The sequence below is a fragment of the Pseudoxanthomonas sp. genome, assembly GCF_035999195.1.
Lineage (GTDB): Bacteria > Pseudomonadota > Gammaproteobacteria > Xanthomonadales > Xanthomonadaceae > Pseudoxanthomonas_A.
The window spans coordinates 740,553-766,775 of record NZ_DASYGY010000009.1 but is presented as its reverse complement, the minus strand read 5'-3'; the positions used below and the strand labels follow the sequence as shown (position 1 = coordinate 766,775).

General features: G+C 68.2%; 21 protein-coding genes and 1 pseudogene. 12 read left to right on the top strand and 10 right to left on the bottom strand.

Going from position 1 to position 26,223, the window contains the following annotated elements; genetic code table 11:
* Window positions 1–202 precede the first annotated feature (202 nt).
* The 3 genes from VGN58_RS10730 to VGN58_RS10720 form a co-directional block, all read right to left on the bottom strand.
* Complete coding sequence (locus tag VGN58_RS10730; RefSeq protein ID WP_327483230.1) at window positions 203–1,687, bottom strand: DUF1501 domain-containing protein; 1,485 nt, start codon at window positions 1,685–1,687, stop codon at window positions 203–205.
* Window positions 1,688–1,694: 7 nt separating this feature from the next.
* Window positions 1,695–3,572 carry a DUF1800 domain-containing protein gene (locus VGN58_RS10725; protein ID WP_327483229.1) on the bottom strand — a complete coding sequence of 626 codons (1,878 nt, stop codon included), beginning with the start codon at window positions 3,570–3,572 and terminating at the stop codon, window positions 1,695–1,697.
* A gap of 98 nt (window positions 3,573–3,670) precedes the next feature.
* Window positions 3,671–5,074, bottom strand: coding sequence for a GntP family permease (locus VGN58_RS10720; RefSeq protein WP_327483228.1), 1,404 nt, complete (start codon window positions 5,072–5,074; stop codon window positions 3,671–3,673).
* Window positions 5,075–5,244: 170 nt separating this feature from the next.
* On the opposite strand from VGN58_RS10720, the gene VGN58_RS10715 reads away from it, so the two are divergent.
* From VGN58_RS10715 to VGN58_RS10705, 3 genes are all read left to right on the top strand, one after another.
* Window positions 5,245–7,470, top strand: coding sequence for a TonB-dependent receptor (locus VGN58_RS10715; protein ID WP_327483227.1), 2,226 nt, complete (start codon window positions 5,245–5,247; stop codon window positions 7,468–7,470).
* A gap of 238 nt (window positions 7,471–7,708) precedes the next feature.
* Window positions 7,709–11,050 carry a hybrid sensor histidine kinase/response regulator gene (locus VGN58_RS10710; protein ID WP_327483226.1) on the top strand — a complete coding sequence of 1,114 codons (3,342 nt, stop codon included), beginning with the start codon at window positions 7,709–7,711 and terminating at the stop codon, window positions 11,048–11,050.
* A gap of 95 nt (window positions 11,051–11,145) precedes the next feature.
* A complete protein-coding gene (locus VGN58_RS10705) occupies window positions 11,146–11,634 on the top strand; it encodes an 8-oxo-dGTP diphosphatase (protein WP_327483225.1) in 489 nt (162 codons plus the stop codon).
* Between the two features lie 975 nt (window positions 11,635–12,609).
* On the opposite strand, the gene VGN58_RS10700 is transcribed toward VGN58_RS10705, so the two are convergent.
* The gene (locus VGN58_RS10700) at window positions 12,610–13,272 is read right to left on the bottom strand and encodes a response regulator transcription factor (RefSeq protein ID WP_327483224.1); all 663 of its coding nucleotides are present in this window, start codon (window positions 13,270–13,272) and stop codon (window positions 12,610–12,612) included.
* Between the two features lie 100 nt (window positions 13,273–13,372).
* Window positions 13,373–14,140, bottom strand: a complete 768-nt coding sequence (locus tag VGN58_RS10695; protein WP_327483223.1) for a 3-hydroxybutyrate dehydrogenase — start codon at window positions 14,138–14,140, stop codon at window positions 13,373–13,375.
* Between the two features lie 133 nt (window positions 14,141–14,273).
* On the opposite strand from VGN58_RS10695, the gene VGN58_RS10690 reads away from it, so the two are divergent.
* The 7 genes from VGN58_RS10690 to VGN58_RS10660 all read left to right on the top strand — a co-directional run bounded on the left by VGN58_RS10690 (window position 14,274) and on the right by VGN58_RS10660 (window position 20,719).
* On the top strand, window positions 14,274–16,109 hold the full coding sequence (locus tag VGN58_RS10690) for a 3-hydroxybutyrate oligomer hydrolase family protein (protein ID WP_327483222.1): 1,836 nt from the start codon (window positions 14,274–14,276) through the stop codon (window positions 16,107–16,109).
* 195 nt (window positions 16,110–16,304) lie between these two features.
* On the top strand, window positions 16,305–16,919 hold the full coding sequence (locus tag VGN58_RS10685) for a CDP-alcohol phosphatidyltransferase family protein (RefSeq protein WP_327483221.1): 615 nt from the start codon (window positions 16,305–16,307) through the stop codon (window positions 16,917–16,919).
* A gap of 70 nt (window positions 16,920–16,989) precedes the next feature.
* A complete protein-coding gene (phaE, locus tag VGN58_RS10680; protein ID WP_327483220.1) occupies window positions 16,990–18,384 on the top strand; it encodes a class III poly(R)-hydroxyalkanoic acid synthase subunit PhaE in 1,395 nt (464 codons plus the stop codon).
* Window positions 18,381–19,451 (top strand): class III poly(R)-hydroxyalkanoic acid synthase subunit PhaC, encoded by a 1,071-nt coding sequence (locus VGN58_RS10675; protein WP_327483219.1) that lies wholly within the window; start codon window positions 18,381–18,383, stop codon window positions 19,449–19,451. Before phaE ends, VGN58_RS10675 begins: the two co-directional genes overlap by 4 nt.
* A 191-nt stretch (window positions 19,452–19,642) precedes the next feature.
* Window positions 19,643–20,020, top strand: a complete 378-nt coding sequence (locus VGN58_RS10670; protein ID WP_327483218.1) for a DUF5329 domain-containing protein — start codon at window positions 19,643–19,645, stop codon at window positions 20,018–20,020.
* 42 nt (window positions 20,021–20,062) lie between these two features.
* Window positions 20,063–20,269, top strand: a complete 207-nt coding sequence (locus VGN58_RS10665) for a PspC domain-containing protein (RefSeq protein ID WP_327483217.1) — start codon at window positions 20,063–20,065, stop codon at window positions 20,267–20,269.
* 3 nt (window positions 20,270–20,272) lie between these two features.
* Entirely contained in the window at window positions 20,273–20,719 is a 447-nt protein-coding gene (locus tag VGN58_RS10660; RefSeq protein ID WP_327483216.1) for a hypothetical protein, read from the top strand.
* A 5-nt stretch (window positions 20,720–20,724) separates the two neighbouring features.
* Here the strand turns inward: VGN58_RS10660 and VGN58_RS10655 are convergent.
* From VGN58_RS10655 to VGN58_RS10645, 3 genes and pseudogenes are all read right to left on the bottom strand, one after another.
* A pseudogene (locus VGN58_RS10655) lies at window positions 20,725–20,904 on the bottom strand (hypothetical protein); the annotation flags it as partial.
* Window positions 20,905–20,993: 89 nt separating this feature from the next.
* Window positions 20,994–22,208, bottom strand: a complete 1,215-nt coding sequence (locus VGN58_RS10650) for an FAD-dependent oxidoreductase (protein WP_327483215.1) — start codon at window positions 22,206–22,208, stop codon at window positions 20,994–20,996.
* A gap of 72 nt (window positions 22,209–22,280) precedes the next feature.
* Window positions 22,281–22,973 carry a TetR/AcrR family transcriptional regulator gene (locus tag VGN58_RS10645; protein WP_327483214.1) on the bottom strand — a complete coding sequence of 231 codons (693 nt, stop codon included), beginning with the start codon at window positions 22,971–22,973 and terminating at the stop codon, window positions 22,281–22,283.
* A 474-nt stretch (window positions 22,974–23,447) separates the two neighbouring features.
* On the opposite strand from VGN58_RS10645, the gene VGN58_RS10640 reads away from it, so the two are divergent.
* Window positions 23,448–24,680 carry an HD-GYP domain-containing protein gene (locus VGN58_RS10640; protein ID WP_327483213.1) on the top strand — a complete coding sequence of 411 codons (1,233 nt, stop codon included), beginning with the start codon at window positions 23,448–23,450 and terminating at the stop codon, window positions 24,678–24,680.
* Between the two features lie 191 nt (window positions 24,681–24,871).
* Entirely contained in the window at window positions 24,872–25,303 is a 432-nt protein-coding gene (locus VGN58_RS10635) for a nuclear transport factor 2 family protein (RefSeq protein WP_327483212.1), read from the top strand.
* A 7-nt stretch (window positions 25,304–25,310) separates the two neighbouring features.
* Here the strand turns inward: VGN58_RS10635 and VGN58_RS10630 are convergent, their stop codons facing one another.
* Both VGN58_RS10630 and VGN58_RS10625 read right to left on the bottom strand, forming a co-directional pair.
* Entirely contained in the window at window positions 25,311–25,691 is a 381-nt protein-coding gene (locus VGN58_RS10630; RefSeq protein ID WP_327483211.1) for a hypothetical protein, read from the bottom strand.
* 44 nt (window positions 25,692–25,735) lie between these two features.
* Window positions 25,736–26,206 (bottom strand): hypothetical protein, encoded by a 471-nt coding sequence (locus VGN58_RS10625; RefSeq protein ID WP_327483210.1) that lies wholly within the window; start codon window positions 26,204–26,206, stop codon window positions 25,736–25,738.
* Window positions 26,207–26,223: the final 17 nt, after the last annotated feature.

Here is a 26,223-nt window from a genome sequence, read left to right as displayed (position 1 = left end):
CGTCATCACCCGCGAGAAGGAAGCCGAACTGCTGAAGGCGTGGCACGCGCGCAAGGGGTGCGTTACCGCGTTTGCCTATAGGAGGGGCTTCAGCCCCGATCTCTGGGCGCGCACATGCAGGAGAAGCATCGGGGCTAAAGCCCCTCCTACAGGTGTTGCGGCGCAGAACCCGTTCCGTGTGGCACGGAGACGGGAGAAAACGTCAACGCTCCCGTCGCACCAGCATCCGGTCCACCGGTCCACGCCGCTGCCAGTCGGGCACGACGCGCTCGGCGGCGGTAGTGGTCGCCGGCGTGGAGGACGACGCATCCGGCACCACCAGCGACGGAATCGAGGTGGCGGTGGTCGCCGCGCCTTCCGCCTTCGGCGCCAGGTCGGTGCCCTGCACCAGTCCGAGCGGGGCGTAGCCGGTGTAGCCGGGGAAGACCTGGCTGAGGTTGGCGTTGCCCATGCGGCGGATCAGGATTTCCGAGATCACGCGGCGATAGTCGGTGGTCACCGGCACGTCGCCGAAGGTGGGCGAGAGGATTTCCGGATTCAGGCCCGGCCAGCTGCCATAGAAGCGGCGGCCGTTCACCGGGCCGCCCAGCACCAGCATCGGATTGCCGTAGCCATGGTCGGTGCCGCCGTTGGCGTTGGCGCGCACGCGGCGGCCGAACTCCGACTGCACCACTACCGTCACCCGCGCCATTTCGCCGCTGCCGTTGAGTTCGGCGTAGAACGCGGACAGCGCAGCGGACAGCTCGGCGATCTTGTTCTGGTAGTAGTGGTAGCCGCTGCCGGCCGTGCCCTGGCCCTCGTGCGTGTCCCAGCCACCGAGATCCAGCGTGGCGTAGCGCAGGCCCAGGTTGAAGCGGATGGTCTGCGCGATGGTCCACAGCTGCTGCGCGAAATTGTTGTTGGGCCAGGTCGCCGGCAGGCTGGCGTAGCCCTGCTGGCCGATCAGGCGCAGGGCGCCGTCGGCGCGCCGGCCATTGACCTCCATGCCGGACGGCCCGTTCCACAGCGAGGCCACGGTTTCGCTGACGCCACGCAGCCCGCTGGGCGAATCGCTGCGCGTGCGCTGCCAGCTCCACGCCGTGGTGTTGAGCGAGAAGTCGCCCGGGCTGCTCATCGTCATCGCGTCGATCGCGCCCATCAGGCCGGCCGGCTGCGTGCCGCCCACGCCGAGCGCGGGCAGGGTGCCGCTGCCGTTCGGCCGCGTTTCCCACGCGCGCGTCATCCAGCCGGTGGGCGAACCGTACTTGCCGGGCGTGCCCAGGTCGATGTACAGCTGCGCATCGAAGTGGCTGCGGGTCACCGTGGTCGCCATGCCGCAGGCGTGGACGATGGCCATCTTGCCGTCGTTCCACAGGTCGCGCAGGCCACTGGCGGAGGGATGCAGGCCGAAGCCGGTGCCGGCGCCGCCGGACAGCGTCAGCGGCAGCGCGCCGTAGGCGCCGCTGGTGGCGATCTGCAGGCTGGGGCGCGCTTCCTCGTAGAAGCCGCGGTCCACGCCGTCGATGGGCACCACCAGGTTGAGGCCGTCGATGCCGCCACGCAGGAACAGATGCACGACGGTGTCGTAGCTGTTGACGGCAGCGTCGACGGGATCGGCGAACATCAGGCTGGCGCCCGTGGTGCCCACGATGGCGGCGGCGCCGCAGCCTTTGACGAACTCGCGTCGGGTCAGTCGGAAGTCGGTCATCGGGGCCTCAGCGGCTCATGAATTCGGGAGTCATCAGGATCAGCGCCACCGTGCTGCGCAGGCGCTCGTGGTTGTAGTGCCGCTTCAGGTCGCTGCCCTGCCAGGTATTGGTGTCGGTGATGACGTAGGTGTTGGGGTCGCCGTTCTGCGCCAGGAAGGCGACCAGCGCCTGCTTGCGCGCGGCCTCGGGCTGGTAGCCCAGGATGCGCGTGCACCAGAAGGTCACCAGGTTGCTGGCGGTCCAGTTCGCCACCGGCACGTTGGCGCGCGTGGTGTCGACGATCGGATGCAGCGGCACTTCGCCGTCCCGGGTTTCGGTCAACCAGCCCAGCAGGCGCCACGTCATGGCGTACGAATTGGAACCCGACCACGCCAGTCCGGTATCCGGATAACCGTTCGGCGCCGCCCAGTTGTACGGCGTGTGGCCGGTGAAGCCGTACAGCCACATGAAGTCGCCGCTGCGGCCGTGGTCCGGGCGGATGGTCCAGTCGCCGCCCAGCGTGCGCATGGCGGCGACCGCGCAGTCGAACGGACGGCGGTTCTTCTGCCCGAAGCTGTTGATGAAGTCGTCGGAATTCAGGATGTGGCGCAGCACCAGTTCGATCTGGTTGGGCGCGCGCCAGTTGGCGCGGAAGATCGCCGCCGCGCTGTCGATCAGCGCCTGCTTCGGCGTGTCGCTGATGAAGCGGCGGATCAGCTTCTTGCAGATGAACTTGGCCACGCGCGGATGGCTGGCCAGGCGGTCCAGCACGTCACGGCCGTCCTTCAGCGCCGGCTGTTCGGGGTACACCAGCATGCCGAGCAGGAACTTGGGGCCGGCGTCGTGCCAGGACTGGCGGTAAACGAAGGTGCCGTCGTTCTCGCTGGGGAACTGCCAGTGGCCGTTCTTGGCCGACCAGCCGGTGAACGCGGCCGAGGTCTCGTAGACGTCGATGTCGGTGTAGCCGATCGGATAGGTCGGGTCCTCGGGGCAGGGCGGCACCTGGAACGGGTCCATGAAGCCCAGGTAGTTCTCCGCGCCGAAGGTGTGCAGCTCCAGCAACTCGCGGGCGAAGTTCTCGTTCGGGCCCGAGCGCGAATTGCTGATGTTGTCCAGGTAATAGAGCATCGCCGTGCTCTGGGCGACGGCCTCCAGCAGGGTGCGGAAGTTGCCCTTGGCGTTGGCGCGGATCACGTCGCGGTCGTAGTGCACGAACACCGGGCCGATGCTGAATTCGGTGCCCTGCACGTTGAAATGGTCGTGCCAGAAGTTGACCAGCACCTCGCGCAGCTGCCGCCGCGAGTACACCGCCCGCACGAAGGCCGCGCGCTGCACCTCGGTGGACGGGCGCATGCGGATGCCGTACTCCGGATCCGCCACCACATGGTCGGCCCACAGCTGGCTCAGCGACTTGTTGAGCGTGGTGTAGCCGCCGGCGTTGAGGCGGTTGGTGACGGCGCTGTCGTCGATCGCGTCCCAGGCGAGCTGCCAGTCCACGTAGTTCGCCAGCCGCTGGCGGTCGTTGCTGCCCAGCGCGTTGAATTCGGCGACGGTGGTGGCGGTCGCGCCGTAGCTGAGGTTGTTCAGCGCCTGCACCGCGAACGGCGGGCGCGCCATCGTCACCAGGCGCGGGTTCGACTGGCCCATCATCACCCGGCCGCCGCTCTCGGCGGCGACCGCTGCCGGCTCCGGCGCGGGCGTGGTGTCCTTGGGGCTGGCGCGTTCGCCGCCTTTCCAGCCGTACAGGCGGTTCAGCCGTTGCCGGACCTGGGCGTCGAGGGTGAGAGGGGCCGCCTGCGGTTTTGCCGCGACGCGGGCGTCGAGGCGGGCACGCGTGCCGACGGTCTTGCGCCGCCATGACCCGCGCGCGAAGAGCCGACGCCACGGGACGGTGTAGTACGCCATGCGGATTTCCCTGACTTCCCCGAAGTGCGGGAAGTATTGGCCAAGAACCGCATGCCGTTTGCGACCGCGCGCACAGGCCGGTCACGCCATGCGCAGCATCAGACCCAACCGGTGGCGTAGAACACCCCGATGACCACGAACACGGCGGTGGTCTTGATCAGGGTGATGGCGAAGATGTCCTTGTAGGACTGCCGGTGGCTGAGGCCGGTGACCGCCAGCAGGGTGATCACCGCACCATTGTGGGGCAGGGTGTCCATGCCGCCGGAGGCCATCGAGGCCACGCGATGCAGCACGTCCATCGGGATGCCTGCTGCGTTGGCGTTGGCGATGAAGCTGTCCGCCATCGCCGCCAGCGCGATGCTCATGCCACCCGAGGCCGAGCCGGTGATGCCGGCCAACGCGGTGACCGAGATCGCCTCGTTGACCAGCGGGTCGGGGATGGCCTGCAGCGCGTTGGCCACCACCAGGAAGCCGGGCAGGGCGGCGATGACGGCACCGAACCCGTACTCGGAGGCGGTGTTCATCGAGGCCAGCAGCGCGCCGCCGATGGCGCTCTTCGTGCCCTCGGCGAAACTGGCGAACACCGGCTTCCACGCGAACAGGATGACGCTCGCGATGCCGACCAGCAGCGCGCCCTGCACGGCCCAGATGGCGGCGACCTTCGAGACCTCCTGCACCACCGGCGCCGGGTTGCCGATCACCGCCGGCACGAACGATTGAGTTTCGCCGTAGAAGCCGGGAATCCAGCGGGTGAACAGGAGGTTCGCCACGCCCACCAGCAGCAGCGGCAGGATGGCGATCAGCGAATGCGCGAGGCGATCGCCCTTGAATGGCTCGGGTTCGTTGCGCAGTTCATCCTTGCCGGCGTAGCCCTCGCCGTTGCGGGCGGCCACCCGGCGGCGCCATTCCAGATAGCTCATGCCGACGATCAGGATGAAGATGCCGCCGATCGTGCCCAGCACCGGCGCGGCCCAGCCGGTGGTACCGAAGAACGAGGTGGGGATGATGTTCTGGATCTGTGGCGTGCCCGGCAGCGCATCCATGGTGAAGGTGAAGGCGCCCAGCGCGATGGTGCCGGGTACCAGCCGCTTGGGGATATCGCTCTGGCGGAACAGTTCGGCCGCGAACGGATACACCGCGAACACCACCACGAACAGCGACACGCCACCGTAGGTCAACAGCGCGCACACCAGCACGATCGACAGCATGGCGCGCTGGGCGCCGACCACCCGGATCGTCGCCGCCACGATCGCCTTGGAGAAGCCCGAGATCTCGATCAGCTTGCCGAACACCGCGCCCAGCACGAAGACCGGAAAATACAGCTTCAGGAAGCCGACCACCTTGTCCATGAACAGGCCGGTGAACATCGGCGCGACCAGCGACGGATCGGTCAGCAGCACCGCGCCCAGCGCCGCGATGGGCGCGAACAGGATGACGCTGTAGCCGCGGTAGGCCACGAACATCAGGAAGCACAGCGCGGCCAGCACGATCAGGAACGACATCCAGCACTCCTCGGCCAAGCGCCGGTTTCGGTGCGGCGAGTATCGGCAGCGGCCCGGTGCCCGGCCCACTGTACGAAGGTACGATGCCGCCCGCGCGGCCCGGGCCCTAGTGTTCGCTGCAATCGGCGGCCTCCGTCCGCCGCCATGTCATACCCGGGAGGGGGAGACCCATGAAGCGCAAGCACCTGAGCCTGGCCATCGGCTGTGTCCTGTTGTCGTCCATGCCGCTGGCATGGGCGCAGGACGCCGCACCGGCCACCGCGTCGCCAGCCACCAACGCCACCACGCTCGATTCGGTCAAGGTGACCGCGCGCAAGCGCGAGGAAACCCTGCAGGACGTCCCGGTTGCCGTCACCGCGTTCACGCCGGAGACGCTGGACAAGCTCAACATCAAGGATCTGGGCGATCTGGACGCGCAGGTGCCGAACCTGACCGTGTACGCGGCGCGCGGCTCCACCAGCACCGTCACCGCCTACATCCGCGGCGTGGGCCAGGCCGATCCGCTGTGGGGCGTGGACCCGGGCGTGGGCATCTACCTGGACGACGTCTACATCGCGCGCCCGCAGGGCGCGCTGCTGGACGTGTTCGACGTGGAGCGCATCGAGGTGCTGCGCGGCCCGCAGGGCACGCTGTACGGCAAGAACACCATCGGCGGCGCGATCAAGTACATCTCGCGCGGCCTGCCGCAGGAGACCACCGGCTTCGCCTCGGTCACCGTGGGCAACTACAACCAGCTGGACGTCAAGGCGGCGCTGGGCGGCGAGATCGGCGGCAAGGACAGTGGCCTGCGTGGCCGTGTGGCTGTGGCCAGCATGAACCGTGACGGCTTCGGCGAGAACAGGTTCAACGGCCAGGAGATCAGCGACAAGGAGATCAACGCGGTCCGCCTGCAGCTGGGTGCGTACTCGCAGGACGATTTCGACGTGCAGTTCGCCTTCGACTACCTGGACGACCAGTCGGGCGTGCGCGGCGGCAAGCTGCTGTCGGCCAACACCAGCCCGACGGCGAACTTCCTGTTCCCGGGCCTGTCGGCCTATACGCCGATGGACAGCCGCTACGACATCTACAGCGCCATGCCGAACGTCAACGATACCGAGATGAAGGGGTTGTCGGCGACGGTGAACTGGCGTCCCAACGAGGATTGGGCGTTCAAGTACGTCGTGGCCAAGCGGGAGTCGGATACCGAGACCAATATCGATTTCGACATGACGCCGTTCCCGGTCGCCGACGTGAAGGCGTTCTACAGCGACAGCCAGGTGACCAACGAAGTGCAGGCCAACTACGACGGCGGCGGTCGCGCGCGCGGCGTGGTCGGCATCTACCATTTCGACGGCGATGCCGGCGGACAGGTGCTGAACAACTTCTTCGGCCTGAGCTTCGGCGATACCCAGGGCGTGGTGAACACCAGCAGCCTTTCGGTCTATACCGACTGGACGTTCGACCTGACCGAGCGACTGAAGCTGGACGTCGGCGCCCGCTACACCGACGAGGACAAGCATGCGGTGGCCTACAACATCGGCTACACGAATGCCACGTTCACGGTGCCGAACGGGGTGGTGGCGGCCAACTTCGACAAGACCATCAACTTCAAGAACGTCTCGCCCAAGGTGTCGCTGGACTTCCAGGTGACCCCGGACATCATGGTGTACGGCCTGGCGTCGCGCGGCTTCAAGTCGGGCGGCTACAACATCCGCGCCAATACCACGGCGGTGCCGCGCTCGGGCGAGCCGTTCGACGACGAGAGCGTCGACAGCTTCGAGGTGGGCAGCAAGATGTCGTTCCTCGACCAGCGCCTTTTCCTGAACCTGTCGGCGTTCCACAACAAGTACGAGGACATCCAGTTGTCGGTGTTCACGCAGTACATCGACGGCAACGGCAATCCGCAGTTCTTCGGCGACTTCACCAATGCCGGCAAGGGCACGGTCAATGGCGTGGAAGTGGAATACCAGTTCCTGCCGACGGCGAACTGGCTGATCAGCGGCAACCTGGCCTGGCTGGATGCGAAGTACGACGAGTTCATCACCGGTGGCGTCAATGTCGCCGACACGCAGTACTTCACCAATGCCCCGGAATTCTCCGGTGCGCTCAACGTGGAGTACCGCACCGACCTCGCCAATGGCGGCAACCTCTCCGCGCGGGTGACCTACTCCTACCAGTCCGAGGTCTATCCCACCACCGACCTCAGCGAGGCGATCAAGCAGCCAGGCTACGGCCTGCTCGGCGCGGGTGTGGTCTGGCGCGCGAACGACGCGTGGTCGTTCTCGCTGCAGGGGACCAACCTGGCCGACGAGGAATACCGCACCACCGGCTACAACCTGCAGGCCGCGCTGGGTGTGCTGTCCGGCTTCTACGGCCCGCCGCGCCAGTACAGCCTGACCGCGCGCTACGACTTCTGAGCACGCGCAGGGCAATCATGCGGGAACGGCAGCGGCGGGCGAAAGCCCGCCGTTGCTGCGTTATGCTCGCGCGCATGTCCTCCTGTCCCGTCGCGTGCGCCATGCGCACGACCACCGAACCCTTCATGCATCGTCCGGGTTCGAGCCGTGATGCGGGGTTGGGTCGCCTAGGGCTGTCGTTGCGTGGAGTCAGGCATCTGGAGGTCGTGCGCATGGCGCACGCTACGGTGGGGTCAGGATGCTGAGCGTGGGCATGGTGGTGTTGGCCGGGCTGCTGTGGCTGGGTGTGCTGTTCGGCTCGGCGCTGTATGCCGAGCGGCGGCCGCAGGTGCTGGCGGTGCAATGGCCTTACATCTATGCGCTGTCGCTGGCGGTGTACTGCACGTCGTGGACGTTCTTCGGCACGGTGACGCAGGCGGCGCGCTACGGGTGGCCGCTGCCGCCGACGTTCGTCGGCACCATCCTGCTGTACGTGTTCGGCGCGTTCCTGTTGGTGCGGCTGGTGCGGATGGCGCGCGAGTCCAACGCCACCTCGCTGGCCGACCTGATCGCCACGCGCCTGGGCAAGGATGGCTGGCTGGCGGCGACGGTGACGCTGGTCGCCGCGCTGGGCCTGATTCCCTACATCGCGCTGCAGCTGAAGGCGGTGGCGATGAGCTTCGCGCTGCTGACCCGTTCGCCCGGCAACGATGCCTTGCCGGCGTGGCAGGACAGTGCGCTGTACGTGGCGCTGGCGATGGCGGTGTTCGCCATGCTGTTCGGCACGCGCCGCGCGAGTGCGGTGGAACACAACCGCGGCCTGATCCTGGCGATGGCGTTCGAGTCGCTGTTCAAGCTGGCGGCGATGCTGGCGCTGGGACTGTTCGTCTGGTGGGGCTTGCCAGAACTGCCGGACGTACCGCCGGTACAGGCACCGCCATCGACGACCTACGGCTTCCTGCCGCTGGTGGCGCTGGGCGTGCTGGCGATGTTCACCCTGCCGCATCAGGTGCACGTGGGGGTGGTGGAGTGCCGCGACGAACGCCATGTGCGCACCGCGCGCTGGCTGTTCCCGCTGTACATGGTGCTTATGGCGGCGCCGCTGCTGCCGCTGGCGCGTGCCGGCGGGGCGATGTTCGGCGACGCGGTGCCGTCCGACCTCTACGTGCTGGCGCTACCGCTGTCGCAAGGCCACCAGGGGCTCGCGCTGCTCGCCTTTCTCGGTGGCCTGAGCGCAGCCACCGGCATGGTGGTGGTCAGCACGCTGACGCTGAGCCTGATGATCGGCAACCACTGGCTGGCGCCGGGACTGTTGCGCGGCGGCTGGCTGCGTGGCAGCGGTGGCGACCTGCGCGGCGCGGTGCTGGCGCAGCGGCGCATCGGCATCGTGGCGGTGATGCTGCTGGCGTGGGCGTACAGCCGGCTGGTGGCCGGCAACGACGCGCTGGCCGATGTCGGTGCGGTGTCGTTTTCGGCGCTGGCCACGCTCGCGCCCGCACTCGGCTTCGCGATTTGGCGTCCGCAGACGCCGCCGCGCGCGGTGATCGCGGGCATCGTCGCCGCCTTCGCCGTCTGGATGTGGCTGCTGCTGTTGCCTGTGGCGATGGATGCGCGCGGTGTGGCGCCGGCCTGGTTGCAGGCGGGGCCCTTCGGCATCGCGGGCCTGTCGCCGGACGGCTTCTTCGGCCTGACGGGCTGGAGCCGGCTGGGCCGGGCGGTGGGCGTCAGCCTGTTCCTGGGTACGGCGGTGACCTTCCTGGTGACCGGCTGGCAGGGCAGCGCGCCGCGTCGTGCCGACAGCCGTGGGTTCGATGCGAAGACGCTGCGCGATGCCGGTCGTCGCTTCCTCTCGCGCGAACGCGTGGAGGAGCTGCTGTCGGATGCGCCGCGCAGCGGTCCGGTGCCGGCGCCGATCGAGGCGCGGCTGGAACGCGAACTGGCGGCCGTGCTGGGTTCGGCCTCGGCGCGGCTGCTGCTGGATGCGGCGCGGCGCGAGAGCGGCGACCTGGAGACCGTGGCGGCGATCGTCGGCGAGGTCTCGCAGGACCTGCGTTTCAACCAGCAGGTGCTGGAGGCGGCACTGCAGAACATGAGCCAGGGCATCAGCGTGATCGACCGCGAGCAGCGGCTGGTCGCGTGGAACCGGCGCTACGCGCAGATGTTCGGCTTCCCGTCCGAGGTTCTGCAGGTGGGGCGGCCGATCGCCGACCTGACCCGCTGGGCGTTGCAGCGCATGCCGCAGCGCGGCCAGGACGAGCGTGCGCTGGAACGGAGGCTGGCGTTCATGCGCGCAGGCACGCCGCACCTGACCGAACGCGTGTTCCCCGACGGCAGCATCGTGGAGATCCGCGGCAATCCGATGCCGGGCGGCGGCTTCGTGGCCACCTACACCGACGTCACCGCGTCGCGTCGGGCCGAGCGGGCCCTGAAGCAGGCCAACGAGACGCTGGAGCAGCGCGTGGCCGAGCGCACCGCGTTGCTGGAAACCGCCAAGCGCGAGGCGGAGCACGCCAACGATGCCAAGAGCCGCTTCCTGACCGCGATCGGCCACGACCTGCTGCAGCCGTTGCACGCGGCGCAACTGTTCACCGATGCGTTGTCGCAGCAGCTGCCGGAAGCGCACCAGCGCGAAACCGCCTTGCAGGTGCGCGGCGCGCTGGATTCCACCACCGACCTGCTGACCGGCCTGCTGGACATGTCGCGGCTGGAAGCCGGCGGCCTGGTGCCGGAGCCGCGCGAGCTGCCGCTGATGGAGGTGCTGGAACCGCTGGCCTCCGAGTTCCGCGTGCTGGCGCACGAGCGCGGCCTGTCGTTCGCCATGGTGCCGACCCGGGCCTGGGTGCATACCGATCCGCAGCTGCTGCGGCGGATCCTGCAGAACTTCCTGGCCAATGCGGTGCGCTATACGGCGCGTGGCGGCGTGTTGCTGGGCGTGCGACGTCGCGGCGACCGCTTGCGCGTCGAAGTGTGGGACACCGGACCCGGGATCGCCGACGCCGAGCAGCAGCGGATCTTCGAGGAGTTCCGGCGCGGCGAGGACGTGCCGGGGCAGGGACTGGGCCTGGGCCTGTCCATCGCCGACCGCATCGCGGCCCTGCTGGAGGCGCCGCTGTCGCTGCGCAGCCGGGTGGGGCGCGGCGCCGTGTTCGCCGTCGACGTGACGCGGGTGGCCACGCCGGCGCCGGTGCCCGCGCCGCCCGGCAAGCCGGGGCTCGCAGGTCGTCGCGTGCTGTCGGTGGACAACGATCCCGCCGCACTGTCCGCGTTGCGGCAGGTGCTGGAAGGATGGGGATGCCAGGTCGCCGTCGCCCGCGACGGCGTGGAAGCGGACGCCGCATTGCGTACGCAGTTGGCCGATCTGTGGCTGTTCGACTACCACCTCGACGATGGCGACACCGGCGTGGCGCTGGCCGGGCGCCTGCGCGGATCGCATGGCCACCGTCCCTGCCTGATCCTCAGCGCCGACCAGACCGACGCGGTGCGTCGTGCCGTGCGCGATGCGGATCTGCCGCTGCTCGCCAAGCCCGTGCGGCCCCTGGCGTTGAAGTCGGTGCTGGACCGGTTGCTGGCAGCGCGGGTGTCTGATGTGGGAGCGACGTAAGTCGCGACGCGGGCGCACGGAGGTGTCATCGCGACTTACGTCGCTCCCACAACAGCCGACGCTAGAATGCACCTTCGTCGTCATGGATCCCGCGAATGCCCTACACCCCCATCGTCGCCACCCTCGGATACGTGCTGTCGCCCGACCGCTCGCAGGTGCTGTTGATCCATCGCAATGCGCGCCCGGACGACCAGCACCTGGGCAAGTACAACGGCCTGGGCGGCAAGATCGAGCGCGACGAGGATGTGGTGGCGGGCATGCGCCGCGAGATCCATGAAGAAGCCGGCATCGACTGCGATGCGATGACGCTGCGCGGCACGATCAGCTGGCCGGGCTTCGGCAAGAACGGCGAGGACTGGCTGGGTTTCCTGTTCGTCATCACCGCCTACAGCGGCACCCCGTTCGAGACCAATGCCGAAGGCACACTGGAGTGGGTGCCGGTGGAGAAGATCATGGACCTGCCGTTGTGGGACGGCGACCGCCACTTCCTGCCGCTGGTGTTCGACGGCGATCCGCGGAGTTTCCACGGCGTCATGCCGTACCGCGACGGCCGCATGGTGTCGTGGAGTTACTCGCGGATCTGAGTCAGCGCTGCTCGGCCCTGTAGGAGCGACGTGAGTCGCGACCGGAATGCAGGACGGTTAGCAGATGCTGGATGAGCAGGGATGCCGCGGATCCCGTTTCTTCCGATCCGTGTCCTCCATGAAGCAGGTCGCCGCGAGTCCACGGTCGCGACTCACGTCGCTCCTACAGTGAGGCGGCGCGTGTTCCACGCCCTCCGCTTGTCCACACGCCATGTGGAGAGCGCGTGGGAAACCGTGTGGATAACCGCGCCGCCGCCTTGTGCCGTAAGCCTGTCAAGATGGGTGGCGAAAATTTGACCAGTACGTGACAGGCCGGTGTCGGGGTTGTCCACACGGCATGTGGATGGCCTGTCGACCAACATGTGGATAAGCGTCGGCACGCGTTGCGACGCAAGGCTGTCAAGATGGGTGGCGAATTTATGGTCATCCCCAATAGCAGGCTGGCGGCGCTGAAGGTTTCACGCGATGCCGGCGTGTCGTCATCCCGGCGCAAGCCTGGCCCCGGCGACTTGGATCTCCGTTGGGCACGGGAAGAAAAACACACTGGGTCCCGGCCTGCGCCGGGATGACGGTCCCGCGGCCGTCGTCCCAGCGGACGCTGGGACCCATCTTGCTTTTGCTTGCCGGCGTATCCAGGGCACTGCGACCGCAAAGGCCAAATGGATCCCAGCGTTCGCTGGGATGACGTCTTGAACGGTGACCTGGTTACGTCATCCCGGCGAATGCCGGGGCCCAGCGATTTTCATCTCCGCTGGGCATGGGAAGCGAAAGACACTGGGTCAGGGCCTGCGCCGGGATGACGGATCCTCAGCCGTCGTCCCAGCGAACGCTGGGACCCATCTTGTTTTTGCTTCCCGGGGTATCCAGGGTACTGCGACCGAGAAGGCCCAACGGATGCCAGCGTGCGCTGGGAGGACGTTCGTGAGGATGACCGCTCCCCACGGCCCGGTCCGTGCCGGAATGACAGCGTCTGGCTTACTCGATCTGCCGCGCGGGATCCGCCAGTTCCAGTTCGCGCAGCACCACGCCGGCCTGGGTGCGATTGCGCACGCCGAGGCGGTCGAAGATGGCGGAGAGGTGCGCCTTGACGGTGCGTTCCTGCACGTCGAGGCGGTCGGCGATCTGCTTGTTCAGCAGCCCCTGTGCCACCAGCGTCAGCACGCGGAACTGCTGCGGCGACAGGCTGGCCAGGCGGCCGGCCAGTTCGGTGTCGTGCGCGGACGATTGGGATCGCGCTACGGCGCCGCGCAGCGACGCCGGCAGCCACTGCTCGCAGGCCAGCACGCTGCGGATCGCATCGCGCAGCTCGTCCAGGCCGGAACTCTTCGGCAGGTAGCCGGCCGCGCCGTGGTCCAGGGCGCGGCGCACCACGCGCGGATCGTCGTTCGCCGACACCACCACCACCGCGACCGCCGGGAACTGCGCGCGGATCGCCGCCAGGCCCGCGAGCCCGTGGTTGCCCGGCATGTGCAGGTCCAGCAGCACCAGGTCGATGTCGTCGTGCGCCTCCAGCGTGGCGATGACCCCGTCCAACGATTCGGCTTCGCGCACGGTCAGCTGCGCCACGGCATCCGCCGCGGCACCGCGCAGGGCGGCGCGGAACAGCGGGTGGTCGTCGGCGATCAGCAGGTTAGGCATCAGGTGAGGGGTGAGTGGGGAGAAGTGAGGAGTGAGGAAAGGCAACCGCGAGGAGCTGGGCTTTGACTCACTCCTCACTCCTCTCCACTATCCACTCGCCTCACTGCACGGTCCAGCCGCCGTCCACCACGATGGTCTGGCCGGTGATGTTGCGGGCGGCCGGCGAGGTGAGGAAGGCAGTGATGCCGGCCAGTTCGTCCAGGCCGATGAAGACACCCTTCGGCATCGGCTTCAGCATCACCTGGCTGACCACGTCGGCCTCGGAGATGCCGCGCGTGCGCGCTTGGTCGGCGATCTGCTTGTCCACCAGCGGCGTCTTCACGTAGCTGGGGCAGACCGTGTTGATGGTGATGTCGGTGTCGGCGGTTTCCAGCGCCAGCACCTTGGAGAAGCCGACCAGCCCGTGCTTGGCCGCCACGTAGGCGCTCTTGTACGGGCTGGCGACCAGCGCATGGATGCTGCCGATGTTGATGACGCGGCCGAAGCCGCGCTCGCGCATGCCGGGCAGCACGGCGCGGGTCAGTCGGGCCACGCCGACCAGCATCACCTGCACCAGGAAATCCCATTTCTCGATGGGGAACTCCTCCAGCGGCGACACATGCTGCAGGCCGGCGTTGTTGACCAGCACATCGATGGGGCGCGAGATCGCCGCGAGTGCGGCGTCAATGCTGTCCTGCGAGGTGACGTCCAGTGCGACCGCCTCGGCCGACCCGCCGTCAGCGCGGATCTGCGCCGCGACCGCTTCGGCGGCCTCCAGGTTGAGGTCGCTGACGATGACGTGGCGGCCGGCTTCGGCCAGCTGCGCGGCGATGCCGGCGCCGATGCCGCTGGCCGCGCCAGTGATGAGGAGGGTGTGGGTGGGCTGCATGGGGGAACTCCTGCGTGTCGTCGCTAGGGTAGCAGGCAGGCGCGCGCGGTTCGTGGTACCAAAGTACGATGACGGCGCTTCCCGCGGAGGGTAGTTTCATGGCACTGACCGGAACCCTGGACGCTTTCCACGCATGAACGCGAAGACGCGCATTGCCTGTGGTGTGTTGCTCGGCGCGGCCCTGGCGGCCTGCAGCAGCGCCCCCTCCAAGCCTGAAGCGGTGGCCCACATGATCCAGCCCCAGCGCGTCACCGAGCACCGTGGCAGCGACGACCTGCTCACCGCCGGCCTGGGCCTGGACGGCCTGCGCGCGATGGCGGCGCCCGCGTTCGCCGATCCCGCCAACCCGACCCCGGCCGAACTGCGTCGCCGCGCGATCTGGGCGAACTGGCGCGGCATCGCCGACCTGTCGCCGACCGGCGGTTACGGGCAGGCCTACGGCAACGTGGCCAGCGTGCCCGGCCGCGAGTATTCGGCGCTGGCGACGGTCGCCGGCGCGAAGCAGCCGCACCGCGTGCTGGTGCAGGTGCCGGATAATTTCGATGCGACGAAGCGCTGCGTCGTGGTCACGGCCTCGTCCGGCTCGCGTGGCGTCTACGGCGCCATCGCGGTCGCCGCGCCATGGGCGCTGCCGAAGGGCTGTGCGGTCGCCTACACCGACAAGGGCGCCGGCACGGACTACTTCGACCTGACCGACCAGCGCGGCGCGCGCGAGGACGGCACGATCGGCGAACTCGGGGTCGACACGCTCGCCTTCACGCCCGACGCGCCGGTCGGCGCCAGTGGCGTGGCGGTCAAGCACGCGCATTCCAAGGACAATCCCGAGGCGGACTGGGGCCGCCACGTGAAGCAGGCGGCCGAATTCGCGCTGGCTGCGCTGGACCAGGCCTTCCCGCAGGCGGCGCCGTTCCGTTTCGACAACACGCGCGTCATCGCGGTCGGCATCTCCAACGGTGGCGGCGCGGTACTGCGTGCCAGCGAGGAAGAGGGCGGCTGGCTGGACGCCGTGGTCGCCGGCGAACCGAACATCTACGCCGCCGATGCACCCGGCGCGCGTTCGCTGTACGACTACACCACCGAGGCCGCGCTGCTGATGCCGTGCGCGCTGCTGGACCTGCCGGCGGAATCCCTGCCGCAGCCGCCGCTGCGTGCGCAGGTCGAACCGCTGTGGACGGCGCGCTGCGCCACGCTGAAGGCGGCAGGGCTCGTCACCGGCGCGGATGCGAAGGCGCAGGCCGCGTCGGCCCGCGCGCAGCTTAAGGCGAACGGCTGGACCGACGAGGCGCTGGTCGCCGGCGCGCTGAGCGTGGGCTTCGACCTGTGGCGGGCGGTGGCGGTGACGTACGCGTCCGCCTACGGCCGTTACGGCGTGGGCGAGCATCCGTGTGGCTTCGCGTTCTCGGCGCAGAACGCCGACTTTACTGCGCGCGCCGCGACGGCCGCCGAGCGCGCCGCGTGGTGGTCCGAAGGCAGCGGTATTCCGCCGGGCGCGGGGGTCGGCATCGTCGACACGAAGCTGGCCGCTCCCGACTTCCCGCTGCCCGGACTGCAGTGCCTGCGCGCGTTGCAGCACGGCAGCAGCGATGACGCGCGCCGTGTGCAGGCGGGGGTCGCACAGACGGCAGCGCGCTTCCCGAAGACGCGCCGTCCGGTGGTGGTGATCCACGGTCTGGACGATGGACTGGTGCCGCCGGCGTTCTCCAGCGCGCCCTACGTCGCGGCGGCGCGTGCCGCCAATCCCGACGTGCGCTACTGGCAGGTACGCAATGCGCAGCATTTCGACGGGTTCCTGGCGCTGCCGGCGTACGGTGCGCGCTACGTTCCTCTGCTGCCCTATGTCTATGCCGCGCTGGACCAGGTCGATGCCACGCTGGATGGCCGCCGCGAACTGCCGGCGAATGCGTTGATCAGCGCGCAGCCGCGGGGCGCGGGCAGCGTTGAGGCCAGCCAACTGGCGATTCCGAGGTAGGTGATCGCCGTTGTGGGAGCGACGTAAGTCGCGAACGGATCGTCGGTGTCGCGGGAGGCATCTGGAGGGATTCCATCCATCCGGACTTCGTTGGATCGCGACTTACGTCGCTCCCACACCGGAGAAACAGGTGCCCACAACGGTTTCACCCGGTTCCGCTTACCCTGTAGGCCATCCTCGGTCACGACTGCCCCCATGTCCCGACACTTCTCGATGATCCGCGACTTCCAGCTGGCCGACTGGTTCACGCTGGGCAATGCGTTCTGCGGCACCGGCGCGGTGTTCGCGTCGATGCGCTTCCTGCAGGAAGGCATCCTGCGCGACCTGATGATCGGCATGGCGCTGATCCCGCTGGCCTTCATCCTCGACGCGCTGGACGGTCGCGTGGCGCGCTGGCGCAAGCAGGCCTCCGTACTGGGGCGCGAACTGGACTCGCTGGCCGACGTCATTTCCTTCGGCGTGGCGCCGGCCGCGCTGGCCTATGCCTGTGGCATGCAGGGCGGCTGGGACTGGCTGGTGCTGTCGTATTTCGTGGCCTGCGGTGTGAGCCGGCTGGCGCGCTACAACGTCACCGCCGAGACGCTGGCCGACGGCGGCGACAAGGTGAAGTTCTTCGAGGGCACGCCCATTCCCACCAGCCTGCTGCTGGTGGTATTGCTGGCCATCGCCGCGTACCTGGGCCACGTGGGCCCGCAGCTGTGGCTGGGCGAGGTGAAGCTGGGGCCCTGGCTGCTGCACCCGCTGGTGCTGCTGTACGCCGTGTCCGGCACGCTGATGATCAGCAAGACGCTGCGCATTCCCAAGCCCTGAGCCGTGAGGTGAGGGCGCGTCATGCACGCGCCGCCGGCCGCGGCTAGAATCGGTCGGGACAGGAGGGCACATGGCAAATTCCGTTCCACCGTGGCCGGGCGATTTCGAATCCGTCGCCCAGCAGTACTGGAGCCTGTGGGGCGATGCCCTGCGGCAGGCCGGCGCCACGCCGTCGATGTCCATGCCCGGCGCTGCGCCGGGCTGGCAGCAGACGGTCGACTGGTGGTCGAAGCTGGTGCCCGGCGGGCAGCCCCAGGTGGATGAGGCCGTGGGCCGGTTCCAGCGCCAGGCGAGCCAGTGGTTCGGGCAGATGCAGCAGGTCGCCGCGCAGTTCAGCGGCCGCGACCATGACGCCACCGACATCGGCCGCGCGTGGCGCTCGGCGCTCGGCATGGCCGAACCGACGCCCGCGCACAATCCGTTCGCCGACATCTTCCGCAGCATGCAGGGCGGCGCGCATGGTCTGGACGGCTGGATGCAGCAGATGCGTCCGTGGCTGGACAACCTGCAGCGCGACGGCGAGCGCTGGATGCACCTGCCCACGTTCGGCCTGTCGCGCGAACACCAGGAGCGCTGGCAGCATCTGGCGCAGGCCTACCAGGACTACCAGCGCCAGGTCGGCGAGTACGACCAGCTCATGCTGCAGGTGGCGCAGGATGCGTTCGCGCGCTTCGAGCGCAAGCTGGAGGAGCATGCCGAACCCGGCCGCCAGTTGCAGAATGCCCGCGCGCTGTTCGATCTCTGGATCGACGCGGCCGAAGAGGCATACGCGAAGGTCGCGATGTCCGACGACTTCCGTCATGCGTACGGTGGCCTGGCCAACGCGCAGGCGCGGCTGCGCCTCGGCGTGCAGCGCGAAGTCGAGCAGGTCTGCACGCAGTTCGGCATGCCGACGCGGACGGAAGTCGATTCTGCCCACCGCAAGATCGTCGAACTGGAGCGCGCGCTGCGAAAGCTGACGCGTGCGCAGGCGGCCCCCGCTCGCCGCGCACCGGCGCCGCGCGCCGCGGCCCCCGTGGAGACGCCGGTCGTCGTCGAGGCACCGCCTGCATCCGCGCCCGTCGCAGCGGAACCGGAAGCAACGAAGAAGCGGGCGCCTGCGCGTCGCAAGGCGGCAGCGCCCAAGACCGCGGCCAAGCCGCGCAAGGCGGCCAGGAAGCCGGCAGCGAAGAAGTCTGCACGCCGCGCCGTTCCGGCGGCGGCGCCGGTGGCAAGCAAGCGGGCACCGGCGGCGACGGCGACCCGCGCCGCCCCGAAGGAGACGGCCAAGACGAAGAAAACGGTCGCCAAGACGGCGCCGAAGACATCGCCCGCGCGGGACGTACCGAAGAAGACCGCCGCTCCCGTTGCCAAGGCGACGGCGGTCGTCTCCATGAAGGACTGGGTGGCGCGAAACGCCACGCGTGCCGCGGGCGTCGAGGCACCGAAGGCCGGCAAGAAGGCGAAACGGGGTAAAGGCAAATGAACGGACCGCTCAACTTCAGCCCCGAAGCCTTGGCGCAGGAAGCCACCACGCTGACGCAGAAGCTGTCGGCCGGGCTGCATACGCTGCCGGAGGTGGAGGACGTCCACTACGGCGCCACCCGGAAGCAGGAGGTCTGGCGCGACGGCAAGGTCGTGCTGTACCGGTTCATCGGCGAGAAGGCGCCGACGGCGAAGATTCCGCTGCTGATCGTCTACGCGCTGGTCAACCGCCCGTACATGGTGGACCTGCAGCACGATCGCTCGCTGGTGAAGGGCCTGCTGGCGCAGGGCGAGGACGTCTATGTCATCGACTGGGGTTATCCCGACCGCTCGGACCGCTTCCTCGAACTCGACGACTACATCAACCGCTTCATCGACGGTGCCGTCGACCATCTGCGCGACAGCAGCGGCCGCGATGCCATCAACGTCCTCGGGATCTGCCAGGGCGGTGCGTTCTCGCTGTGCTATGCCTCGCTGCACCCGGAGAAGGTCAAGAACCTGATCACCATGGTCACGCCGGTGGATTTCCACACGCCGGACAACATGCTCTCGCACTGGACGCGCGAACTGGACGTGGACCTGTTCGTCGATGCGCTGGGCAACGTGCCGGCCGACATGATGAACGCCTGTTACCTGATGCTGAAGCCGTTCCGGCTGAACCTGCAGAAGTACGTGGGACTCGTGGACATCCTCGACGACAAACGGGCGATCGAGGATTTCCTGCGCATGGAGAAATGGATCTTCGACTCGCCGGACCTGGCGGGCGAAGCCTTCCGTCAGTTCATCAAGCAGTTCTACCAGCGCAACGGCTTCATCAAGGGCGGCATCGAGATCGGCGGCGACGCGGTGGACCTGGGCTTCGTCGACATGCCGGTGCTGAATATCTACGCCGAGCAGGACCACCTGGTGCCGCCGGATGCCTCGCGCGCGCTGAAGGACGTGGTGGGCACCGCCGACTACACCGAGCTGAGCTTCAAGGGCGGCCATATCGGCATCTACGTGTCCAGCCGGGCCCAGCGCGAAGTGCCGACGGCGATCCACCACTGGCTGGGGCAGCGTGCAAGATAAGCGCGCGCACTGCCTACTGTAGGAGCGACGTCAGTCGCGACCGAGATCCGACAGGATATGAAAGTCGGTGGAGCGAGGTCTCCCTGTTCGGCTTTGGCCTGCGGGTGTCGGCGCGTCGGCCGCGCGGTCGCGACTGACGTCGCTCCTACAGAAGCGCGCTTCCTTCACCTCTGTTGAGATAGGCTCATCCCATGCTGTCACGCCTCACCTTCGCCACCTGCCTGATCGCTTTTTCCGGGCTCGTGTCGGCCGCGCCGTCGCAGACCGCCAAGCGCGAAATCCAGGGCCTGATGGACGCGCTGTCCGCCTCGTCATGCGAGTTCCAGCGCAACGGCACGTGGCATGGACGCGAGGAAGCGCGCAGGCATCTTCAGCGCAAGTACGAGTACCTGCTCAAGCGCGATCTGGCCGACACCGCCGAGTTGTTCATCGAACGCGCCGCCAGCAAGAGCAGCCTCAGCGGGCGTGCCTATCAGGTGCGGTGTCCCGGCCAGCCCGTGCAGCCGGCGGCCGCCTGGTTCAAGGCCAGGCTGGAAGCGCTGCGCGGTTCAGGTGCGCCGGTCCGCTGACGCGCTAGACTCGGGACAGACCACCGAGGGGAGTAGCTGGCGATGAACAACACGACCTCCAAACCCTTCGCCCGCTCGCTGAACGACCGCATGATCGCCGGCGTGATGGGCGGCATCGCGCATCGCTACGGCTGGAGTTCCACACTGCTGCGCGTCCTGTTCGTGATCGTGTCGATCGCGTCGGCGGCATTCCCGGGGATGCTGGTCTACCTGATCCTCTGGCTGTTGATGCCCAACGAACAGGATTGAGCGATGGCGCCGGCCGGTCTGTGGATCGCACGTGCGCTCGGCGTCGTCTGGGCCGTTCCCAATACCGTGGTCGGCCTCGTGGCCGGCATCGCGGGGATGCCCTTCGGCGCGCGACCGGAATGGAATCGGCGCGATTTCGCGGTCGTGTTCCATCACTGGCCGTGGGGCCCCGGTGGCGCGATCACCTTCGGCAACAGCATCCTGCATACCGGCGATACGCTGGAGTCGGAATGCGTCACCTATGAGCACCGTGCGGGGCGCACGCAACATCCTCGCATCCGCCTGGGCGACCACGAGCGTGCGCACGTCTACCAGTACATGGTCCTGGGACCGCTGTTCCTGCCGGTCTACCTGCTGTGCGGCGGCGTCAGCGTCCGCAATCCGTTCGAGCGCGCCGCGGACCGGTATGCGCTGACCGGCAAGGGATGGTGGCCGTCCGGCTCACCGTAGCCTCATTGCGCCTTCGCGCGTCCCGAACCCGACTTCTTGCCGCCGCCATCCTGCTTGTTGACCGTGGCCCAGGCGATACGCTCCGCCTCTTCCTTCGATCGCCCTTGCTCGCGCTCGGACTGCTCGATGTGTTCGGCCTGGCGCTTCTGTTTTTCGGTGTAGGCGGATTTGTCGCCACGGGGCATGACCGTACTCCAGTCGGGATGTTCGATCAGCCTGCACCGATGCGCGTGATGCGGACATGACGTGGATGTCAACGCGGCGTGGTGGGGCGTCAGCGTTCCAGCCGCTCGAACGAGAACAACGGCCACAGGGCGTGCTTGCGCCGCTCGATCAGCGCGCGCAGCAGCCCGGCACCGAGCATGCTGTAGGTGATGCCGTTGCCGCCGTATGCCATGGCGAAGTGCACGCGCGGCCCCCACTGTCGGTGCGGACCGAAGAACGGCAGGCCGTCCTCGGTTTCGGCGAAGGTGCCGGCCCAGGAGAATGCCGGGGTGAACGCGAGTTCGGGAAACAGGTCCTTCAGCCGCTTCAGCAGCGTGCGCGCCTTCTTCTCCACGCGCGCGTCGCGCTTGGCCGGAATGTCGACGGAATCGTCTTCTCCCCCCAACAGCAGACGGCGGTCGGAGGTGGTGCGCGCGTACAGGTAGGGGCGGGCGGTTTCCCACAGCAGGGTATCGCCGAGAAAGCCCAGCGCCGCGTCCGGCAGCGGGTCGCTGATCACCGCATAGCTGCTGCGATTGCGCGCCACCGATTGCTTCAGCCAGTGCTGGCTCGCGTAGCCCGCCGCGACCACCAGATGCCCGGCGCGCACGGTCAGCCCGGTATCGGTTCGCAGCGTCACGCCGCGCGTGGTGGGCGCGATCTCCTCCACGCGGGTCCTGTCGAAGACCGAGGCGCCCTGCTTCTGAAGGCGCTGCAGCAGGCGATAGGTCAGACGATACGGGTCCACGCGCGCGGCCTGCCGGCTGAGCAGGGCGGCAGGCGCATCGAAGCCGTAATCCTCGCGCACGCGGTCGGACGACAGCAGTTCCACCTCCAGGCCGTGTTTCTGCCTGGCCGCGCACTCTTCTTCCAGGCTGGCGACATCGCGGCGCCGGCTGGCGTAGTACAGGCTGCGGTTGCGGGCGAAGCCGACATCGCGCCAGGCCGAGGCCACCTCGTGCAACCGGTCGATGGCGTCTGCGCAGGCGCGATAGGCCAGCGCGGCATCGTCTTCGCCGTGGCGCTTGGCCAGGTCGACCAGGTGGGTGTCGATCTCGTACTGCAGCAGCGCCGTGCTGGCCGCCGTGCTGCCCCAGCCGATGTCGCGCTGCTCCAGCACCACCACGTCGAAGCCATGCTGCGCCAGCTCATCGGCGATCAGCGCACCCGTGATGCCGCCACCGAGGACCGCCACGTCGCAGCGATGGTCGGCGTCCAGTTGCGGAAACGCCTGCATCAGCCCGTTGCTGACGGCCCAGAAGGGATAGCCGCTTTTCAGATCCATGCATGTCCCGCCGATGTTGGGTGCGGGAATGCTGGCACCGCGCCCGACAGGACGGGGTGAAGGTACGCGCGGTCAGCGCGGCAGTGCGCCCCGCAGGAACAGGTCCACCGCCGCCAGCGCCTGGGCTTCCAGCGTGTCGACATCCGGCATGTGGGTGCTGCCGGCCGCCAGGCGCACCACCTGGTCGCCGAACAGGCTCATGTAGAACTGGGCCGCAGCCGCCTTGGGCGAGGGCAGTTGCAGGCGGCCCGCGGCGACCTGCTGCTCGAAATAGTCCTCCAGCGTCTGCCGGATCGACGCCACCACGTGGTCGAAGAACCAGTCGCGCAAGGCCGGGAACGATTGTCCTTCGCCGATCACGATGCGGTACACCACCTGCGAGTCGCGACCGGCCATCAGCTGCGCCATGCGGATCGCCACGCGGCGCAATGCCTGTTCGGGCGACAGTTCGGTCAGGTTGAGGTCGCTGAGCACGTGGATGTGCAGGTCCATGCGCCGCTCGAGGATGGCGCAGGCCAGGCCTTCCTTGTCGCCGAAGATGCGGTACAGCGTGGCCAGCGAGCCGCCGGCGCGCGCCACGATCTCGCTCAGGCGCGCATGCTGGTAGCCCTTCTCCGCGAAGACCTCGGTGGCCGCATCCAGGAACTTCTCCGCCCGGATCTCGCCCCGGCGGCAGAGGTCCACCTGGGGCCGCTGGCGCAGCGGCAGGGTGCTGTGGGTGCTGTCGTTGAAAACGTTTTCCAGATAATCGGACGGAATGCTCACGGTAAGTCCCTGCACATGGCTGGGTGGTGATGTGGCCCCAGCCTAGCAAAAAGGTCGTGTCACTGTGGCAACCGCATGACAGACGGATGCGCGCCGCGCTACAGGTAACGCGTGTAGTCCGGCGTTTGCTCCCGCGGTCACGCGCATGGTTCGCCCACGTGATCGGCGCGGCATCCAGTGCCTCGGGCGTGACGTTCCCAGGCAGCCCGGATTGATGCCGTGGATGCGCTCCCCGCCCGGCACGGTGTTGCCGATATCGATATCGGACGGATGCACGCCGCAGGTCCGGCCGACGTGGTGCGAACTGCGCAGGGGTCGATGTCCGCCTCGAAGCGGACCGCCCCCATGGCAGCTGTCCGTATGGGCCTTCAGCATCCGGGCCCCCGTGCCGATATCGATGCCGGGACGGTCGGGCTGTCCCGCCGGCCCCGCCGGAACGCAGAGCGTTACCGACCCCGGTCGGTGGAGTCGTACATGCTGAAAACTCTCGACGTTGCAGAGCTCCGGCCGGGCATGCACGTGCAGAAACTGCTCGGCCCCTGGATGCAGCATCCCTTCTGGCGGACGTCGTTCGTGGTGGACGAGGAGCGGCTGGCGCAGCTGCAGGACAGCGGCGTGGAACAGGTGGTCGTGGACCTGTCGCGTGGGGGCTGGGACCCGGAACCGCAGGCGCCCGTGGTCGCCTTCGACGCGGCCGATGTCGATGCCGCCATGCCCAGCGAAGCCGATGCCGCCGCGGATCGTCGTCGCATCCTGGTGCCCGACGGCCCCGCCGATTTCACCTCCGAACTCGCCCGTGCCCGGCGCATCTGCAGCGAGGCCCGCGACGCGGTGGAGGCGATGTTCCGCGAAGTGCGCATGGGCCGGGGCATCGAGACGGGCCATGTGCTGCCGCTGATCGAGGACATCACCGGCTCGGTCGACCGCCATCCCACCGCGCTGGTCAGCGTGGCACGGCTGAAGGACGCCGACAGCTACACCTACCTGCACTCGGTCGCGGTCAGCGCGCTGATGGTGATGCTGGGGCGCGAGATCGGCCTGTCCGGGCCCGACCTGCACGAGGCCGCGCTCGGCGGCCTGCTGCACGACATGGGCAAGGCCGCCATGCCGCTGCACGTGCTCAACAAGCCCGGCAAGCTGACCGACGAGGAATTCGACGTGATCCGCCAGCACCCCGTGCACGGCGAACGCCTGCTGCGTGAAGGCGGCGTCACCCAGGCAGGCGTGCTGCACATCACCCGCCATCATCACGAGCGCATGGACGGCACCGGCTACCCCAACCGGTTGTCCGGCGATGCGCTGCCCGTGCTCACCCGCATGGGCGCCATCTGCGATGTCTACGACGCCGTCACCTCCAACCGTCCCTACAAGAACGGCTGGGATCCGGGCGAATCGCTGCGTCGCATGGCCAGCTGGCAGGGCCACTTCGACACCACGCTGTTGAAAGCCTTCGTGCGCAGCCTCGGCATCTACCCGGTGGGCACGCTGGTACGACTGTCCAGCGAGCGGCTGGCGGTGGTGGTGGAACAGAACCCCGCCACGTTGCTGGCACCGCGCGTACGCGTGTTCTATTCGGCCAAATCGCGCACGCACCTGCTGCTGGCCGACATCGACCTGGCCGCCACCGACGGCCGCGAGCGCATCGTCGGCATCGAGTCGCCCGAGAAATGGGGCTTCCGCGAGCTGGAGAAGCTCTGGCTGCCCTGAGGTTCGTCGGTAAAGGCGGCTGATGTGCGCCGTTTGCCGCGTGGACGGACCAACCTGGCGCAGCCCACCCCGGGTCCGGACTTCCGGCACGGGTCACGGAGGGTGGCGACGGCGACGATGGCGCCACCGCGTCCGTGCTTGTTCGACGGCCACGGCGATCTGTCCCGTCTCCGCCTGTGAAGGAATCCACGATGTCCCTGCTGTCCCTGGTCATGGCCGCCACCGCGGCCACCTCACCCGCGCCCATGGCGGATGCCGCGACGCTCGCCGCCATCGAAGCCACCTGCCTCGACTACGTCGACGGCCAGCTGGAAGGCGATCCCGCACGCGTGGCGCGCGCGCTGCATCCGGACCTCGCCAAGCGCGCGGTGACCGGCGATACGCCCGACGAACGCCTCGGCCTGCGCCGCATGTCGAAAGAGGAACTCGTTTCGCTGACGCGCCAGGGCGTGCTGAAGACGCCGAAGGACCAGTGGAACCGCAGCTGCCGCATTCTCGACGTCACCGCCGAGACCGCCGCCGTGCGACTGGAAACCCCGTGGTTCGTCGACCACTTCCACATGGGCCGCTACGGCGACCGCTGGATCATCGTCAATGCGCTGTGGCACATGAAGCCGCGTTGAGCGCGACTCACGGTCCATCCGCGATGCGAGGACAGAAGTCGTAGGCCGTCGCACGTCTGCACAGGTCATCGCACTCAAGACCGTAGAGGGTGGATATGCCCACTCGGTAGCGGTGGGCATGCAGTCGTTCGACCATCAGATGCTCGCGCATCGGCGCACCTCGTGAGTACACGGCCGCGATGCGTTCACGACGGTGCTGGATGTCATGCCGGATCATCCCGTGACGTAGCGCGAATGCGTCGACCCTGCGGATCAGCAGCGGCAGGCCTGCGCGGGTGATGGGACAGACCTGCACGTGGCCCAGCTCGAAGAGCTCGGGCTTGTCGCCGTTCGCCTGCGGGAAATACTCGAGGGCGGAATCGCCGGTGCATCCGTCGGCGAGGATCATCATACAAGCCGTGGCCGCGCTCAGGCGCCACGTCCAGCGGCGCGTCATGCCTCGGTACCGTCGACGGAACGGCGGTCTGCGATCGGCCGGGGCAGTGCCGTCGCGATATACAGCCACAGCATCAGCGAGCCGATGGACAGCGCCAATCCGGCAGGAATGCGATGGATCAGTGCCGCCATGGCCGTCACGCCGGCGGCGATCGACATTGTCCAGCGCAGCGCACGCCGGCACGACGCCCGCCTTGGTGGCGACAGCCACGCCATCGCAGCACCCGCTGCTACCCGCGCAAGGCAGGTTGCAGCCAACAGCATCTGCGCCAGACCGTAGAGCAGGACCACCACGAAGAACGTCGGGCCCTCACCACCGAACGCGTGATCCAACCGGCCCAGTACGATGAAATACAGGATCGCCAACGCAAGCGACATCAGCAGCGTGCCGATGAGCATCGCGCGCCAGCCGGGCAACAGCGACGGCCACAGGATCAGCAGCGTAGCCAGCGGAAGTGCGGCGTCCATGCGCACGCATCCGAGCG